The following is a 14,917-nucleotide window of genomic DNA, read 5'->3' as shown; positions in this document are numbered from 1 at the left end:
GAGGTGGATGGCAACATGGACGCCATGGCCCGCCTCGACTACACCGAGCTCAACGCGACGATCCGCTACACCATGTGGTCCGTCTTCCGGGTCGAACCCGGCCGCCTCGATGACGACCGCGCGGCGGCCGCCACCCAGGCCGCGGAGTTCGTGGAGGCGCTGGCCGGCAAGGGCGTCGTCGTGCGCGGCGTCTACGACCTGGCGGGCGTGCGGGCCGACGCGGACTACATGATCTGGTGGCACGCGGACAACCTGGAGGCGCTGCAGGGCGCCTACGCGGACCTGCGCCGCACCACGAGCCTCGGCCGGGCCTCGGTGCCGGTGTGGAGCCAGGTCGCGCTGCACCGCCCGGCGGAGTTCAACAAGAGCCACATCCCGGCGTTCCTGGCCGGTGAGGACCCGAAGCGCTACGTCTGCGTCTACCCGTTCGTCCGCTCGCTCGACTGGTACCTGCTCCCGGACGACGAGCGCCGCACCATGCTCGCGGACCACGGCAAGGCGGCCCGGGGCTTCCCGGACGTCCGGGCCAACACGGTGCCCTCGTTCGCCCTGGGCGACTACGAGTGGATCCTGGCGTTCGAGGCGGACGAGCTGCACCGGATCGTCGATCTCATGCGAGACCTGCGCGCGACCGAGGCCCGCCGGCACGTCCGCGAGGAGGTCCCGTTCTACACCGGGCCGCGGGTCGAGGTCGGGGACCTGCTGGCGACGCTCCCGTAGCCGGGGTCCCGCCGCTCCCACACCGCGAGGGTCTGCTCCGGCAGGCCCTCGTCGTGCGTCCGCTGGAAGTTGTGGCCCCCGCGGCCGAAGGTGCGCAGCACACCGGGGGGTACGAGCGCGTGCGGGACCGGGGTCCAGACGCAGGGCCGCACGTGCACGAGGTCGAGGGCCGCGGCGGCCGCGGAGTCGTCGTAGCGCCACGGCCCGGTCAACCGGCCCAGGTGGTGGACGCCACCCTCGCTGCGCGTCCAGACGAACGCGCCGTCCGGGACCTCGGCGAACCGGCGGAGCCGGGCGGCGGTGCGCTCGTCGTACCCGACCGAGACCCGCGCGACGGCGTCGTCGAGGTCGTCCGGAGCCGGCGTGAGCGCCCCGCCGACCCCGCAGACGCCGACCGCCAACCCGCGGGTCACGCCCGGCGGCACACCGTCGAGACGGGAGCGCATCGGCGCCCGGAAGACGCCGTGCGCGCCCGTCCGCTCGGCGGTCACGCCTTCGGTGCGAGCCTCATCGAGATCGAGTTGATGCAGTAGCGCAGGTCCGTGGGCGTCGGATAGCCCTCACCCTCGAAGACGTGGCCGAGGTGGCTGTGGCAGTTCGCGCACACCACCTCGACCCGGCGCATCCCCAGCGAGGTGTCGACGCGCTCGATCACCGCGTCCGAGTCGCTCGGGCTGAAGAACGACGGCCAGCCGCAGTGCGACTCGAACTTGGTGTCGCTGCGGAAGATCTCGGCGCCGCACGCGCGGCACTCGTAGACCCCCTCCGTCTTGGTGTCCGTGTACTCACCGACGAACGGCCGCTCGGTGCCGGCCTGGCGGAGCACCTGGTACTCCTCGCGGGTCAGCTGCTCGCGCCACTCCGCGTCGGTCTTCCCGACCTTCGCCGGTGGCTCTGTGGCGGACGTCGTCTGCTGACCTCGGTCGAACGATCCCATGCGTCCACGCTAACCCGTCCGTCGCGCCCGCGCCCACGGCCGGGGGATCCCGCTACCGCCGGCTACAGCCAGGTGGTGAGAACGAAGAGCAGGGCCTGCCAGACGGCCCACACCGCGCCGAGCAGCAGCAGCAGGACCATCAGCAGGGCGAACCACCAGCGCAGGCCCTGGGCGCGGTTGGCGGACTCCGCGAAGTCCTTCATCCCGTCCAGGTAGCCCTCGACGGTGTAACCCGGTCGCTGGCGCTGCATCCGGTCCAGGTGCTGGGCGAAGGCGCGGGCCTCCGGGTCGTCCGGATCCAGGCCGATCAGCTCGTCGTCGAAACGGCGCACCCACGGGGGCGGGGAGTCGCTGCGCTTGCGGCGGGCCATTCCGTACAGGGTAGCGGCGGGATCGGGAGGGCAGCGCCGCCCGGGGCCGCGATGGTCAGGCCGGATCGTCGGGGGAGCGCGGTAGGTTCCCCCGCATGGCGGCCAGGACGGTCATTCAGCTCAAGGTCCCCGGACCCGAGGGCGAGCGGGACGTGCGGCTCTCGAGCCCGGACAAGGTCTACTTCCCGCAGCTCGGGATCACCAAGCGGGAGGTGGTCGAGTACTACCTTGCGGTCGCGGAACCGATGCTGCGCGTGCTGAAGGACCGGCCGACGAACCTGAAACGGTTCCCGGACGGCGTCGAGGGCGAGCCGTTCTTCGCCAAGCGCGTGCCGAAGGGCGCGCCGTCCTGGGTCAGGACCGCGCAGGTCACCTTCCCGAGCGGCCGCAAGGCGGACTCGGTGGCGCCGTCCGAGCCCGCGGTGATCGCCTGGGCGGCCAATCTGGGCACCCTGGACTTCCACCCCTGGCCCGTCCGCGCCGCGGACACGGACCGGCCGGACGAGCTGCGGATCGACCTGGACCCCCAGCCCGGCACGGACTTCGCGGACGCGGCGGTCGTCGCCGGCACGCTGAAGGAGGTGCTCGCGGAAGCGGGGCTCGTCGGCTGGCCCAAGACGTCCGGCGGGCGCGGCATCCACGTGTTCTGCAGGATCCGCCCCGAGTGGGACTTCATCGAGGTCCGCCGCGCGGTCATCTCGATCGCCCGCCGGGTCGCGGCGCGGATCCCGGAGAGGGCGACGGTGGACTGGTGGAAGGAGGAGCGCGGCGAGCGGGTCTTCCTGGACTACAACCAGGCCGCGCGGGACCGCACCATCGCGTCCGCCTGGTCGGTCCGCGGGCTCCCGGGCGCGACGGTCTCGATGCCGCTGACCTGGGACGCCCTGACCGAGGTCGATCCCGCGGAGTTCACCCTGCGCACCGTCCCGGACCTGCTGCGCGAGCACGGGGACCCGCACGCGGAGATGGACGCCGCGGTGGGCGGCTGCGAGACGGCGCTGAAGTGGTACACAGAGGACGGGCTGGGCGAGCTGCCCTACCCGCCGGAGTACCCGAAGATGCCGGACGAGCCGATGCGGGTGCAGCCGAGCCGGGCGCGGAAGGCCTGATCCGGTCCGTCAGCGCCGGCCGAGCAGCGCGGCGATCCGCGCCTTGAGGCCCGTGGCGTTGCGGAACCGGCCGCAGCCGCACTGCGCGCAGTCCGTGCCCGCCCGGAAGTGCTCGTGGGCCTCGGATCCGTGGCCGCAGCGGCACGGCGCGCCCGCGGCGACGGGGATCACCGGGGTGGCCGGGACGGTGCACTGCTGCGAAGCGGGGCCGGCGGACGTGCCGGCGGGCTCCGGCGCCGTGCGCTGGGCCGGGATGAAGGCCTCCGGCGTGGTCGTCGTCGTCCCGCTCGTCCCCGTGCTGCCTGTCATCGTGATCCCCGACCTCCTGGTGATTGCGGCGTCACACCGTTCGTCGCGGCGAACCGGGAGAACGTGACTCCGACGCGCACACTTCATCTGAAGTGATGAGGTCGTGATGTACCCAGGTGGGCGCGCCCTCATTCGTCTGCAGAACGCGCCCGGCTCCGCCCCCGTGCACCTTCTGCTCCGCGGAATCCCCCCGGTCGGGCTAATGTCCCCGCACCGCGTGGGGCCACCCGGGTCGCGCTGCGCCAGGACGAGGGGGACCAGATGCGCGAGCGTCGACGGCGTCCCGCCCGGCTCGGGGGACCCCCCGTCCGCGGCGGTGATCGTCGATGAACCTGTTCCAGTACGTCTCCGAACGCTGGGACAGGCTGTCCCTGCAGGCATTGCTGCACGTCAGCGGGGTCGTGCAGTGCACGGTGATCGCCGCGATCATCGGCGTGGTGGTGGGGGTGCTCGTCTACCGCAGCTCCGCCGGCTCCGCCATCGCCACCGCGCTGGCCAGCACCATCCTGACCGTGCCGTCGTTCGCGCTGCTGGGCCTGCTGATCCCGTTCCTCGGGCTCGGCGTCGCCCCGAGCGTCGTGGCGCTCGTGCTCTACGGCCTGCTGCCGATCCTGCGGAACACCATCGTCGGGCTGAACGGGGTGGACCCGGCGGTGACGGACGCGGCCAAGGGCATCGGGATGAGCCGCTTCGGCGTGCTCACGAGGGTGGAGCTGAAGCTCGCCTGGCCCGCGATCCTCACCGGCATGCGCGTCTCGACGCAGATGCTGATGGGCATCGCCGTGATCGCCGCCTACGCCAAGGGCTTCGGCCTCGGCTCCGAGATCTTCTCCGGCCTGACCCGTGCGGGCTCGGCCAACTCGCTCAACCAGGCCCTCGCCGGGACGCTCGGCGTGGTCGTCCTGGCCCTGGTCCTGGACGGTGTGTACGTCCTGATCACCCGCCTGACCGTCTCGAGGGGTGCCCGTGACTGAGACCGCCGCCGCAGAACCCACCGCGCAGAGCGTGTCCGGGGCGGAGATCCGCCTCGAGAACGTCACCAAGCGCTATCCGAACACGAAGGCCCCCGCGGTCGACGAGTTCACCATGACCATCCCCGCCGGCCAGATCGTCGTCTTCGTCGGCCCGTCCGGCTGTGGCAAGACCACGACGATGCGGATGATCAACCGGATGGTCGAGCCGACCTCCGGGATCATCACCATCGGCGGCGAGGACGCCCTCAAGCTCGACGCGGACCAGCTGCGCCGCGGCATCGGCTACGCCATCCAGCAGGCCGGGCTGTTCCCGCACTTCACCGTCGCCCAGAACATTGCGGTGGTGCCGGGCCTGCTGAAGTGGGACAGGAAGCGGATCGACGAACGGGTCGACGAGATGATGGACCTCGTCGGGCTGGACCCCAAGCTGTACCGGGACCGGCTGCCGCGCCAGCTCTCCGGCGGCCAGCAGCAGCGCGTCGGGGTGGCCCGCGCGCTCGCCGCGGACCCGCCGGTGCTGCTCATGGACGAGCCGTTCGGCGCGGTCGACCCGATCACCCGCGGCAACCTCCAGGACGAGCTGCTGCGCCTGCAGGCCGAGCTGGGCAAGACGATCGTCTTCGTCACCCACGACTTCGACGAGGCCGTGAAGCTCGGCGACAAGATCGCGGTGCTGGGGGACCGGTCCTCGATCCAGCAGTACGACACCCCCGACGCGATCCTCGCCAACCCCGCCAACGACACCGTCGCGGGCTTCGTCGGGGCCGGTGCCTCGCTCAAGCAGCTCACGCTGATGCGGGTCCGGGACGTCGAGTACGGCACCGCCGACGACGTGCTGACCGTCAGCCTGGGGGACACGCCCTCCTCGGTGGCCTCGCAGCTCCAGCAGTCGGGACGGACCTACGCGCTCGTCGTCGACGACCGCAGCCGCCCGCAGCGCTGGGTGCACGTGCGGGAGCTCGGCGGGCGCAGCTCGCTCGCGGACACCGGCAAGCCCGTCGGGGACTCGGTGAGCACCCAGTCCACGCTGCAGGACGCCCTGGAGGCGATCCTCACCGAGGGCGGGCGCGCGGTGGTGACCGGCTCGAAGGGCGAGGTCGTCGGGACGATCGACATCACCACCGTCACCGACGTCATCGCCTCGCTGCGGTCCGAACACGGTGTCGAGGACGGTGCCTCATGACGGCCGCCCTCAACCACGGGCTCCCCGGGGTCAGCAGCTCGAGCGCGCTGGAGCGACGGGGGAACGTCACCTCCCGCTCGGACCAGGTGCGGCTCTTCGCCCAGCCCGCGCTGGTCGTCGTGATCGTCGCGGCCGTCGTGATCTGGGCCCTGACCAGCGATCTGAACGCCAACGAGCGCGAGACGCTCAACCTCTCGACGATCCTGACCCTGACCGGGCAGCACATCCTGATCACCCTCGCCGTCACGGTGCTCGTGGTGCTCATCGGGGTGCCGCTCGGGATCGCGCTGACCAGGCCCGGATTCCGGATCGCGGCACCGGTCTTCCTGGTCGTCGCCAACATCGGCCAGGCCGCGCCCGCCCTCGGCGTGATCGTGCTGTTCTTCCTCTGGACGAACATCGAGGGCCTCTGGGCGGTGACGATCCCGCTGGTCTTCTACACGCTGCTGCCGGTCCTGCGGAACACCATGGTGGGCATCCGGCAGGTCGACCCCATGCTGATCGACGCCGCCCGCGGCATCGGCATGTCGTCCGGGGGAGTGCTGCGCCGGGTGGAGCTGCCGCTGGCCGTCCCGCTCATCCTGGCCGGCCTGCGCACGTCGCTCGTGCTGGCGGTCGGCACCGCCACCCTGGCGTTCTTCGTCAACGGCGGCGGTCTCGGTGAGCTCATCGACACCGGCTACAAGCTGCAGCTCAACTCGGTGATGTACGTCGGCGCGGTGCTCGCGATCGGGCTGGCGCTGCTCGTCGACTGGCTCGGCGGCATCGCCGAGCGCGTGCTCGGACCGAGGGGGGTCTCGTGAGGCGCACCCGGACCGCGCTCGCCACGGTCGTGGCGGCGGTGGCCGTCGCGGTCAGCGGCTGCGGGCTCAGCACGAACTCGGCCGTCCCGTTCGACGTCGTGCCCGGTTCGATCACGCCGGTCCCGGGGCTCGAGGGGCTCACGGTCACCGTCGGTTCGAAGGACTTCACGGAGCAGATCCTGCTCGGCTACATGGCCGAGCTGGCGCTGTCCGCGGCCGGGATGAACGTCGTGGACCTGACGAACATCCAGGGCTCGTCGAACTCCCGGCTCGCGCTCAGGACCGGAGACATCGACGTGACCTGGGAGTACTCCGGCACCGGCTGGATCAACTACCTCGGCCACACCGAGCCGATCCCCGACGAGCGGGGCCAGTACGAGGCGGTGCGGGGCGAGGACCTGAACCTCAACGGGATCGCCTGGCTGCCCTACTCGTCGCTGAACAACACCTACGCGTTCGGCACCACGCAGGCCTACGCGCAGCAGCACGGCCTGACGAGCAACTCGGACATGACCGAGTTCCTGACGCAGAACCCGGCGGAGGCGGTCTTCTGCGTGGAGACCGAGTTCGCCAGCCGCCAGGACGGCCTGCCGGGGGCGCAGCGCACCTACGGGTTCCCGACGACCGAGGTCAAGACGTTCGGCACCGGCGCTATCTACGCGGGCATCGCCAACGGCACCTGCAACTTCGGTGAGATCTTCACGACGGACGGCCGGATCGCGGGCCTGAACCTCGCGGTGCTGGAGGACGACAAGAAGTTCTTCCCGCAGTACAACGCCTCGGTGGTGATCCGCGACCAGTGGCTGAAGGAGCATCCGCAGGCCGCGGGCGTCCTGCAGCCGATCGCAGACACGATCGACAACCAGCAGATGATCGAGCTGGGTAAGAAGGTCGACGTCGACGGCGACGACGCGGCGACCGTCGCCAAGGACTGGATGGTGTCGAAGGGCTTCATCAGCCCGGACACGCGCTGAGGGGACGCTGCCCGGCGTGACCCGACGGGGTCAGGCCGGGCAGACCGTCCCGTCGCGGGGGAGCGTGGCGCCGACCAGCGCCCCGGTCACCACCGCCGTGATACACGCGCTGCGCGGGAACGCGCCCGTTCCGGCGCCCTGCCAGCCGACGAACAGGCCGCGGCCCAGCAGCTGCGCCGTCTTCCGCGCGCCCTCCTGGGAGGCGCGCGGGTCCGCCGCGGTGCCCAGCACGAGCACCGGCGGGGCGTCCGCCGGGAGAGCGGCGGGCGGCGCCGGCGCCGCCACCACCGGCCACGGGCCGCAGGCGAGCAGCTGCTGGGCGGCGGCCGTGCCGAACAGGGGATGGTCCGTCCGCCAGGTCTGCGCGAGCCGGGAGACCTCGGGCGGGGTGAGCCGCCGCGCGGTGTCGTTGCAGGACGTGGCCAGCGCGCCGTCGAAGCTGCCCTGCGGGCCGAGCGCGGGCGCGAGCCGGGCCAGCAGCCCCGACGGGTCCCCGGCAGCGGCGGTCGCGATCGCCTGGGCGAGGGCGGGCCATGTCGACGGCTCGGACAGCCCCGCGCGGACCGCGGCCAGGGCCGCGCCGGCGGTGAGCCGGTCCCCGTCCGCCGAGGCCATCGGCTGGGTGCCGAGCTTCGTGAGCAGCGCGCTCACCGTCCCGCGGGGGTCCGGGCCGAGCGGGCAGCCGGGTGCGGACGTGCAGCCGGCTGCGAACGCGTCGAAGGCCGCCTCGGCGGCCGCGGCCCTGGACTCGGCGAGATCGGGCTGGTCCGCCGCGAGACCGGCCGGGTCGTCGAGCACGACGCGCCCCACGGACGTCGGGTGGGCGGACGCCCAGCTCGCGACGGCCGCCGCCCCGTCCCCGACGCCGAGCACGTTCAGCCGGGCGACGCCGAGCGCCACGCGGAGCTGCTCGAGGTCACCGGCCGACGCCGCGGTCCGGTAGGAGGACAGCGCGCCGGAGAGCAGCAGGTAGCAGTCCTGCACGACGGAACGGGACTGCTCGAGCAGCCCGGAGAGCCGCGCCTCGTCGGAGGCGGACGGGCTGGCGTCGACGATCGCCGCGCGGGCGTCCGGCGGGGAGCAGTCCAGCAGGTCGTTCCCGGCGCCGCGCCGGTCCAGGCCGATCAGCGCGAAGGTGGCGAGGATGTCGTCGGGGACCTGCGCGGCGAGCCGCCCGGCGTGCCGGGCCGAGGGGTCCGTGGCGCTGTCCCCGACGACGACGAGCGGCGGCCGGGTGTCCGGCGCATCCGCCGCGCCGACCCGCAGCACCCCGACCCGGGTGTCCCCGAGGGTCGGCTGGTCCCGGTCCACCGGCACCTCGAGCAGGCCGCACCCGGCGGCGAGGTTCCGGCCGGCTGGAACAGCGCCGGCGAGGCCCTGCAGGATGTCCGGCGTGCAGTCCGTGTAGGCGATCGTGGGCCGCTGGTCCTCGAGGTTCGGCAGGACGTCCGGGTCCGGAGGAACGGTGGCCGTCGGGGCGGGGGCGGCGGGCATGTCCGTGCCCCGGACGGCGACCGGCGGCCGCTCCGACGGCCCGACGGTGCACGCCACCAGGCTCCCCACCAGCAGTGACGCGGTGACGAGAGCACGGCCCGCGCGTCGCCGAACCGAAGACACGCGTCAGCCCCTCCCCGCCACCGTTCCACCGACGGGTCCATCTTCGCCTGCGGACGGTGAACACGCCGTGAGCGGGGGCCGATCGCCCCGCGGGACGTGGCTAGTGGGCCGTCCAGCCGCCGTCCTGGGTGAACGAGCTCCCGGTGATCGACGGGGACGCCGGGCCCCAGAGGACCGCCGCCAGCTCGGCGACCTCCGAGGGCTCGATCAACCGCTTCACGGCGACGGGCGTCAGCATGATCTTGGTGACGACCTCGTCCTCGCTGATCCCGTGCACCCGCGCCTGGTCCGCGATCTGCTTCTCGACCAGCGGGGTGCGCACGTACGCGGGGTTGATGCAGTTGCTGGTCACGCCGTGCTCCGCGCCCTCGAGCGCGGTCACCTTGGACAGCCCCTCGAGTCCGTGCTTCGACGCGACGTACGCCGACTTGAACGGGCTGGCCCGCAGCCCGTGCGCGCTGGAGATGTTGACGACCCGGCCCCAGCCGGCCTCGTACATGTGCGGCAGCGACGCGCGGATCAGCCGGAACGGGGCCTCGAGCATGATCGTGAGGATCTGGTGGAAGATCGCCGGGTCGAAGTCCTGGATCGGCGAGACGTGCTGCCGGCCGGCGTTGTTGACCAGTACGTCGATGTCCGACGGCAGCTCGTCGACGGCGTCGAGGTCCGAGAGGTCGCAGGTCACGGCCTCGATGCCGGACACCTCGTCGGCGAGCGCCTTGACGGGGTCCGGCGCGATGTCCACCGCGTAGACCTGGGCGCCGTCGGCGGCGAGGCGGCGGGCGACGGCGGCGCCGATCCCGCTGCCTGCCCCTGTGACCAGTGCTTTCTTGCCGGAGAGGAGTGCTGGCGCAGTCATTGCGCTGACGCTACGCGGCTACCGGCCGGTCACCCCCACGCCGTGGGTCAGGCCACCCGCGGCGCGCTCGCCGCGACGTCGAGCTCCAGCCGGACGGCCACGGGCAGGTGCTCGAGCCCGAGCGAGTCCCGAGCTTCGGCGAGGACGTCCGTCTCCAGCCGCCGACAGACGTCCGCCACGTCCGCCTCATCCGTGATCCACACCGTCACGCGCAGCGCGGGCGCACCCGCGGAGCCGACCACCCGGGCTTTCGCCCGCCCGACGCCGGGCAGCATGGCGGCGCGCTCGGCCACGGCCTCCGCCGCCGCACCCGCACCGACGACGATCGCGGTGTCCGGACCGCCGTCGAGGACCAGGTCCGGGCGCTTCTCGGGACGCAGCGAGCGCACCGCCCATCCGAGCCCGATGACCAGCAACACCACACCGGCGGCGATCGCGACGATCCGCCAGAGCAGCGGCCGCGCGCGCAACGCGTCGACGATCATCGGATCGAGCAGCGGCCGGGACGCGCGGAACTCGCCGAAGACCCCGTAGGCCAGCAGCGCGGTACCGACACCGGCGAGCAGCAGGACCAGCCCGATCAGCCCGGCGACCCAGCGGTCCCCGGCGGCCGAGCGCGCGATCGCCTTGCGGGACCGCTTGCGGACGGCGTGCGGAGCCGGGGCGAGGGCCGTGGGGCCGTCCGGGGCAGGGACGGGGGAGGTGGGGGCGCTCACCGGAGCTCCTTCCGGGTGCGGGTGGAGACGGCGACGCGGGGCCGCCGGACGAGGGGGAGCTCGTCGAGGAGGTCGTCGACGCGCTCGCGGACGGTCGACCGGAGATGGCCACCGTCGCTCGGGTCCGGGCTGGTGAAGCCCTCGGCCATGACGGTCACCTTGCGGGCGGAGGCGCTGACCGTGGCACCGGCGACCTCGTCGGTCGCGCGGACGTGCCGCCCGACGAGCCGGGCGAGCACCCGCGGGCTGGTCGAGACCGTCATCTCCGGGCTCGGCGAGGACAGCGGGACGTCGTGCCGGCGGGCGAGCGCGACGAGCAGCAGGAGCAGCAGGCCGAGCACCGCGACGACGATGCCGATGATCGGGACGGGGTTGTCCGCCCAGGTCAGGCGGGCGAGCGTGGACCGCCAGGCCGACCAGGGCACCACGACGCCGGTGCTGCCGGGCCGCACCCAGGCGGCGACGACCTCGATGATCCCGAGGACGCCGGCCGCGGCGATCGCCAGGCCCAGCAGCGGGGCGAGCAGGCGGAGCAGGATCCGCACGGCGCTCCTCCTTTGCGTGAGAGGGCCGGACCTGCGTCCGGCGTGGTGAAGGGGTCACTGCAGGCGGACCGCGGTCACTGCAGGCGGGATTCGGGAACCTTCTCGCCGCGCAGCCCGGACACGACCACCGCGAGCGACCCGACCCGGTAGCCGGCGATCCGCTCCAGCTCGGACGTGACGGTGGAGCGGATGGCCTCGACCGTCGACCGCACGGGACCGGGGTAGCTGAGCGTGAGCTCGAGCCGGACGTCCACGGTCTCGCCCTTCGCGCTGACCCGGGCCTTCGGACCCGAGTCCCCGACCTCCAGGCCCGCGAGCCGGCGCTCGCGGTGCAGCGTGCCGGGGACCTGGTCCGCGGCGTGCTCGACGATCTTGCGCAACACCGTCGGCGCGATGTCCAGGACGCCGCGCTCGTCCGCGTCCGGCGCCCAGGAGGGCACTGGCACCGCCGCCGGGAGGGTCACCGGTCCCGGCCCCGGCCGAGGACGCCCGAGACGTCCAGCTCGCCGTCGAGGATCCGGCCGACGACCAGGCCGAGGGCCCCGAGCACCAGCACGATGAGGAAGGCGCCGAATCCGCCGAAGGCGCCGGCGGCACCGAGGATGAGACCCGCCAGCAGGCCGGTCTGGGTCGCGTTCATCTAGCTCTCCTGGGAATGAGGGGGCCGGTCGACGCGGGTGCGGTTCCGGCGCTTGACGGTCCGGATCGCGGCCACGGCGACCCGGACGGGGAAGGGGAGGCCGCGGACGACCTCGATGGGGGCGTCGTAGCGCCTGTTCTCGTTCTTCCTGTTCTCCCGGGCCTGCGCGCGCAGCCGCGCGAGCCCGGCCACGAAGAAGCCGGGGTCGCCGCCGCGGTCCGGGTGGTGGTCGCGGACGAACGCCCGGTAGGCCGCCCGCTCCTCCTCGTTCATGCCCTCCGGCTCGCGCACGGCGGTCAGGGTCCGATCTCGACGACGGCGCCGGGACCGGTGTCGCCGCGCAGGACGACGTCGGAGACGGTGATGTCGACCGCCGCCCCGCCGCACAGCGTCGCGACGTCACGGCGGATGCCGCGCACGATCTCCGGGAACGGGTGGTCGGCGTAGAGCACGACCGCCACCTCGACCGGCTCGTCGCCCTGCCCGATCCGGACGCCGACGAGGCGCCTGCCGGGCAGGTAGGTGGCGACCGCACCGAACACGCCGCCGTCGAGGCGCGCGACCGCCGGGTTGGCGGCGACCACGGCCGCCACCTGCCGGGCCAGCTCGGCCGGGTCGGGCGGGGCAGTGGGGAGGGATGCGGACACCGTGCTGACTCCTTCCGGGCCGGCTCCTCGTTGGCCGGGTCCCGTCACTCGACGCGGGACGGGACGGCCACGGCCGGGAGCTCCTCGCCGCCGTTGTCCTCGTTCGGCAGGTGGATGTCGTTGACCGCGATGTTGACCTCGATGACCTCGAGGCCGGTCATCCGCTCGACGGCGCTGATCACGTTACGGCGCACGGCGCGGGCCAGCTCGACGATCGACGCGCCGTACTCGACGACGATGTCCAGGTCCACGGCCGCCTGCTTCTCGCCGACCTCGACCTGCACGCCCGCGACGTTCGACGCGCCGGTGCCGCCGCCGGGGATGCGCTCGCGGAGGGCGCCGAAGGTGCGGGAGATGCCGCCGCCCATCGAGTGCACGCCGGAGATCTCGCGCGCCGCGATACCGGCGATCTTCTGGACGACGGAGGCGGCGATCGTGGTGCGGCCCTGGGCGGTGTCCTCCGCCAGCCGGCTGGGCGAGCCCGCCGCTCCGGTCGGTGTCGCGGTGGTCGTGGTCGCGGCTGCTGCGGTGCCGGTGGTGCTGCTCATGCTGCGCTCCTCGTCGTCCTGGGCGTGTCCGGCCCGGTCGGTGACCCGGCCTTTCCCACGTCTGACGTTCCTACCCGCACCCGGCTCACGCCAAGTCACCCGATCGGAGGGTCACCGGTGCCCCTACTCCTGGTCACGGGCGCGGACATAGCGGAGCAGGAGCACGCCGTCGTCCTCGAGAAGGGCGACGGGCCGCATGGCGCGCGGCGGCCCGCCCGGCCCGTGGGAGATCCGGCCCGCGCCGCCGCCGACCAGCAGGGGAGCGGCGGTGAGACACAGCTCGTCGACGGCGTCCGCGGCGATCAGGTCGCCGTGCAGGCCGGGACCGCCCTCGCAGAGGACCTTCCGCAGCCCGCGCCGGTCCAGCTCGGCGAGCAGGGTGGGCGGGGTCAGGTCGTCGAGCACCGCGACGTCCCCGCCCGCCGCCGTGATCGCCGCCCGGCGCCCGGGGTCGGCGGCCGCGGTGGTGAGGACGATCGGCGCGACGGCGGTGTCGGTGAACAGCGGACTCGCGGGGTCGAGGTCCGCGGAGCCGGTGACGACGGCGATCGGCGGCGGTGCGTCCCGGCCGAACCCCGGCTTGCGGGCCCCGCGATAGTTCTCCGCCCGGACCGTCCCCGCCCCCACGAGGATGACGTCGGCGAGCCGCCGCAACGTCCCGAACACCCGCTTGTCCGCGGGGGAGCCCAGGCCACCGGACAGCCCGTCGACGGACACCGCGCCGTCGAGGCTCGACACGAAGTTGACCCGCACCCAGGGCCGCGCGAGCTCGGCGGGATAGGCGTAGAGGCCGGGGAGGGCGCAGGCATCGACGGGGGTGCCGTCGGTCAGGTTCCGCACGAGGCCATCCCAGCACGGCCGGGCCCTGCGAGTGCGCCCGTGCCGCAGGCGCGCCGGGGTCCTGTCGTCGGACCTTTGCTCTGCGCACACCCACGCAACCGATTGCCTGCAACGCATGTGAGAGGGAAATGAGCGCTGCCGCATCACTTCTGAGCAGCGCTCATGTTCCTCTCACGCCCGATCCCCGCGCCGCGGTGCGTGGGTGTGCGCAGGGCAAGGGTGCGGCGGGCGGATCGGACGGCCGGGCCCGTCGGCGCGGGGCCGACGGGTCAGGGCAGTGCCGTGTAGCGGCGCAGGCGCTCCTCGTCCGACGTCCGCGGGCAGGTCGAGCACGACGCCTCGGGGTCCGCCGGGCCCTCCGGGCACACCCGGTAGTAGAAGCAGCAGGAGAGCCGGCGGCGGGTGAGCCACTCCCGGTCGTGCCCGTCGACGATCCTGCGCAGCGCGCTCCGCTCCGCGAACTCCACGGCGCCGCCCGGCAGCACCTGCCCTCCCTCGAGGATCGCCGTCGCGGGGTCCGTGGGGCGGGTCGTCCCGTCCGCCGCGCGCCACAGGCCGGTGTCCAGCCCATCGAAGAAGGCGCCGAGCAGCGCGCGCCGGGGGAGCGGCGAGGCCGGGCGGTAGCCGGCCAGGAAGGCGTCCGCGTGCGCGCGGACCTCGGCGCGCAGCGTCGCTGCCAGCGCGTCGACGTCCGGGACGACGGTCGCGAGCGGATGTGCGGCCTCCGGGTCGTCGGGCAGGCACCGGAACCGCTCGTCGAGCAGGGCGTAGGCGTCCGGGATCGGGTTGCCGGGCTCGCGGTGGAACGCGAGCGAGGACGGATCGAGCCGCGGGACCCGGCGGGCGTGCCGGAAGAAGGCCGCGCCCACGGTCCCGACGACCCCGGCGTACCAGTGCAGGACGTACGCGCTCGCGGTCGCCGGGTGGGCCGTGCCGTACCAGCCGGGCAGCGCCTCGAAGGTGGCCGACTCCCAGGCCGGCACGTCGACGTCGGCGCACACCGTCCAGCCCGGCCCCGAGGTGCTGTGCATCCCGACGGGGACGCCGGCCGGACGCTGCATCACGACCGCGGCGGTGCGCGTCAACGGGGTGGGGGAGACCTGGGCGACGCTCATCGCGGGTAAG

At 73.5% G+C, this 14,917-nt stretch carries 21 protein-coding genes; 6 read left to right on the top strand and 15 right to left on the bottom strand.

All coding sequences use genetic code 11. The features are described 5' to 3' along the window. Positions 1-24 precede the first annotated feature (24 nt). On the top strand, positions 25-720 hold the full coding sequence (hemQ, locus tag JWP64_RS01480) for a hydrogen peroxide-dependent heme synthase (RefSeq protein ID WP_297491322.1): 696 nt from the start codon (positions 25-27) through the stop codon (positions 718-720). Here the strand turns inward: hemQ and JWP64_RS01475 are convergent. From JWP64_RS01475 to JWP64_RS01465, 3 genes are all read right to left on the bottom strand, one after another. Continuing rightward, a complete protein-coding gene (locus JWP64_RS01475; protein WP_297491279.1) occupies positions 669-1,211 on the bottom strand; it encodes a hypothetical protein in 543 nt (180 codons plus the stop codon). The two genes, hemQ and JWP64_RS01475, sit on opposite strands and share 52 nt — an antisense overlap. After that, a complete protein-coding gene (gene msrB, locus JWP64_RS01470) occupies positions 1,208-1,657 on the bottom strand; it encodes a peptide-methionine (R)-S-oxide reductase MsrB (RefSeq protein ID WP_297491276.1) in 450 nt (149 codons plus the stop codon). The genes JWP64_RS01475 and msrB overlap by 4 nt, the downstream gene beginning before the upstream one ends. Before the next feature lie 62 nt (positions 1,658-1,719). Next, positions 1,720-2,028 carry a hypothetical protein gene (locus JWP64_RS01465; RefSeq protein ID WP_297491273.1) on the bottom strand — a complete coding sequence of 103 codons (309 nt, stop codon included), beginning with the start codon at positions 2,026-2,028 and terminating at the stop codon, positions 1,720-1,722. Between the two features lie 95 nt (positions 2,029-2,123). Here JWP64_RS01465 and ligD point away from each other — a divergent pair, with 95 nt between their 5' ends. Then, on the top strand, positions 2,124-3,137 hold the full coding sequence (gene ligD / locus JWP64_RS01460) for a non-homologous end-joining DNA ligase (RefSeq protein WP_297491271.1): 1,014 nt from the start codon (positions 2,124-2,126) through the stop codon (positions 3,135-3,137). Between the two features lie 9 nt (positions 3,138-3,146). On the opposite strand, the gene JWP64_RS01455 is transcribed toward ligD, so the two are convergent. Further along, on the bottom strand, positions 3,147-3,446 hold the full coding sequence (locus JWP64_RS01455; protein WP_297491268.1) for a hypothetical protein: 300 nt from the start codon (positions 3,444-3,446) through the stop codon (positions 3,147-3,149). A gap of 326 nt (positions 3,447-3,772) precedes the next feature. On the opposite strand from JWP64_RS01455, the gene JWP64_RS01450 reads away from it, so the two are divergent. From JWP64_RS01450 to JWP64_RS01435, 4 genes are read left to right on the top strand one after another with little or no spacing between them, the layout of a single operon-like run. Next, entirely contained in the window at positions 3,773-4,420 is a 648-nt protein-coding gene (locus JWP64_RS01450) for an ABC transporter permease (protein WP_297491265.1), read from the top strand. A gap of 31 nt (positions 4,421-4,451) precedes the next feature. Next, positions 4,452-5,603 (top strand): ABC transporter ATP-binding protein, encoded by a 1,152-nt coding sequence (locus JWP64_RS01445; RefSeq protein WP_297491319.1) that lies wholly within the window; start codon positions 4,452-4,454, stop codon positions 5,601-5,603. Beyond that, entirely contained in the window at positions 5,600-6,406 is an 807-nt protein-coding gene (locus JWP64_RS01440; RefSeq protein WP_297491263.1) for an ABC transporter permease, read from the top strand. The genes JWP64_RS01445 and JWP64_RS01440 overlap by 4 nt, the downstream gene beginning before the upstream one ends. Further along, positions 6,403-7,380, top strand: coding sequence for a glycine betaine ABC transporter substrate-binding protein (locus tag JWP64_RS01435; RefSeq protein WP_297491261.1), 978 nt, complete (start codon positions 6,403-6,405; stop codon positions 7,378-7,380). The genes JWP64_RS01440 and JWP64_RS01435 overlap by 4 nt, the downstream gene beginning before the upstream one ends. Positions 7,381-7,410: 30 nt before the next feature. On the opposite strand, the gene JWP64_RS01430 is transcribed toward JWP64_RS01435, so the two are convergent. The 11 genes from JWP64_RS01430 to JWP64_RS01380 form a co-directional block, all read right to left on the bottom strand. Next, positions 7,411-8,997: an alpha/beta fold hydrolase gene (locus tag JWP64_RS01430; RefSeq protein ID WP_297491259.1), complete on the bottom strand. Its 1,587-nt coding sequence runs from the start codon at positions 8,995-8,997 to the stop codon at positions 7,411-7,413. Positions 8,998-9,097: 100 nt separating this feature from the next. Then, positions 9,098-9,856: a 3-hydroxybutyrate dehydrogenase gene (locus JWP64_RS01425; RefSeq protein WP_297491257.1), complete on the bottom strand. Its 759-nt coding sequence runs from the start codon at positions 9,854-9,856 to the stop codon at positions 9,098-9,100. A 47-nt stretch (positions 9,857-9,903) separates the two neighbouring features. After that, complete coding sequence (locus tag JWP64_RS01420; RefSeq protein WP_297491255.1) at positions 9,904-10,572, bottom strand: alkaline shock response membrane anchor protein AmaP; 669 nt, start codon at positions 10,570-10,572, stop codon at positions 9,904-9,906. Next, positions 10,569-11,117, bottom strand: coding sequence for a DUF6286 domain-containing protein (locus JWP64_RS01415; RefSeq protein WP_297491253.1), 549 nt, complete (start codon positions 11,115-11,117; stop codon positions 10,569-10,571). Before JWP64_RS01415 ends, JWP64_RS01420 begins: the two co-directional genes overlap by 4 nt. 74 nt (positions 11,118-11,191) lie before the next feature. Then, positions 11,192-11,563 carry an Asp23/Gls24 family envelope stress response protein gene (locus JWP64_RS01410; RefSeq protein WP_297491251.1) on the bottom strand — a complete coding sequence of 124 codons (372 nt, stop codon included), beginning with the start codon at positions 11,561-11,563 and terminating at the stop codon, positions 11,192-11,194. A 14-nt stretch (positions 11,564-11,577) separates the two neighbouring features. After that, positions 11,578-11,757, bottom strand: coding sequence for a hypothetical protein (locus tag JWP64_RS01405; RefSeq protein ID WP_297491249.1), 180 nt, complete (start codon positions 11,755-11,757; stop codon positions 11,578-11,580). After that, positions 11,758-12,048, bottom strand: coding sequence for a hypothetical protein (locus tag JWP64_RS01400; RefSeq protein WP_297491247.1), 291 nt, complete (start codon positions 12,046-12,048; stop codon positions 11,758-11,760). It lies immediately after the preceding gene. A 5-nt stretch (positions 12,049-12,053) separates the two neighbouring features. Further along, positions 12,054-12,404: a hypothetical protein gene (locus JWP64_RS01395; protein ID WP_297491246.1), complete on the bottom strand. Its 351-nt coding sequence runs from the start codon at positions 12,402-12,404 to the stop codon at positions 12,054-12,056. A gap of 44 nt (positions 12,405-12,448) precedes the next feature. Then, entirely contained in the window at positions 12,449-12,952 is a 504-nt protein-coding gene (locus JWP64_RS01390; protein WP_297491245.1) for an Asp23/Gls24 family envelope stress response protein, read from the bottom strand. A gap of 123 nt (positions 12,953-13,075) precedes the next feature. After that, positions 13,076-13,792 carry a pyrimidine reductase family protein gene (locus JWP64_RS01385; RefSeq protein ID WP_297491243.1) on the bottom strand — a complete coding sequence of 239 codons (717 nt, stop codon included), beginning with the start codon at positions 13,790-13,792 and terminating at the stop codon, positions 13,076-13,078. A gap of 269 nt (positions 13,793-14,061) precedes the next feature. Then, complete coding sequence (locus tag JWP64_RS01380) at positions 14,062-14,907, bottom strand: (2Fe-2S)-binding protein (protein WP_297491241.1); 846 nt, start codon at positions 14,905-14,907, stop codon at positions 14,062-14,064. Positions 14,908-14,917 lie beyond the last annotated feature (10 nt).

This window comes from Pseudonocardia sp. (assembly GCF_025465255.1).
GTDB lineage: Bacteria > Actinomycetota > Actinomycetes > Mycobacteriales > Pseudonocardiaceae > Pseudonocardia.
This window is presented reverse-complemented; position numbering and strand designations above follow the sequence as displayed.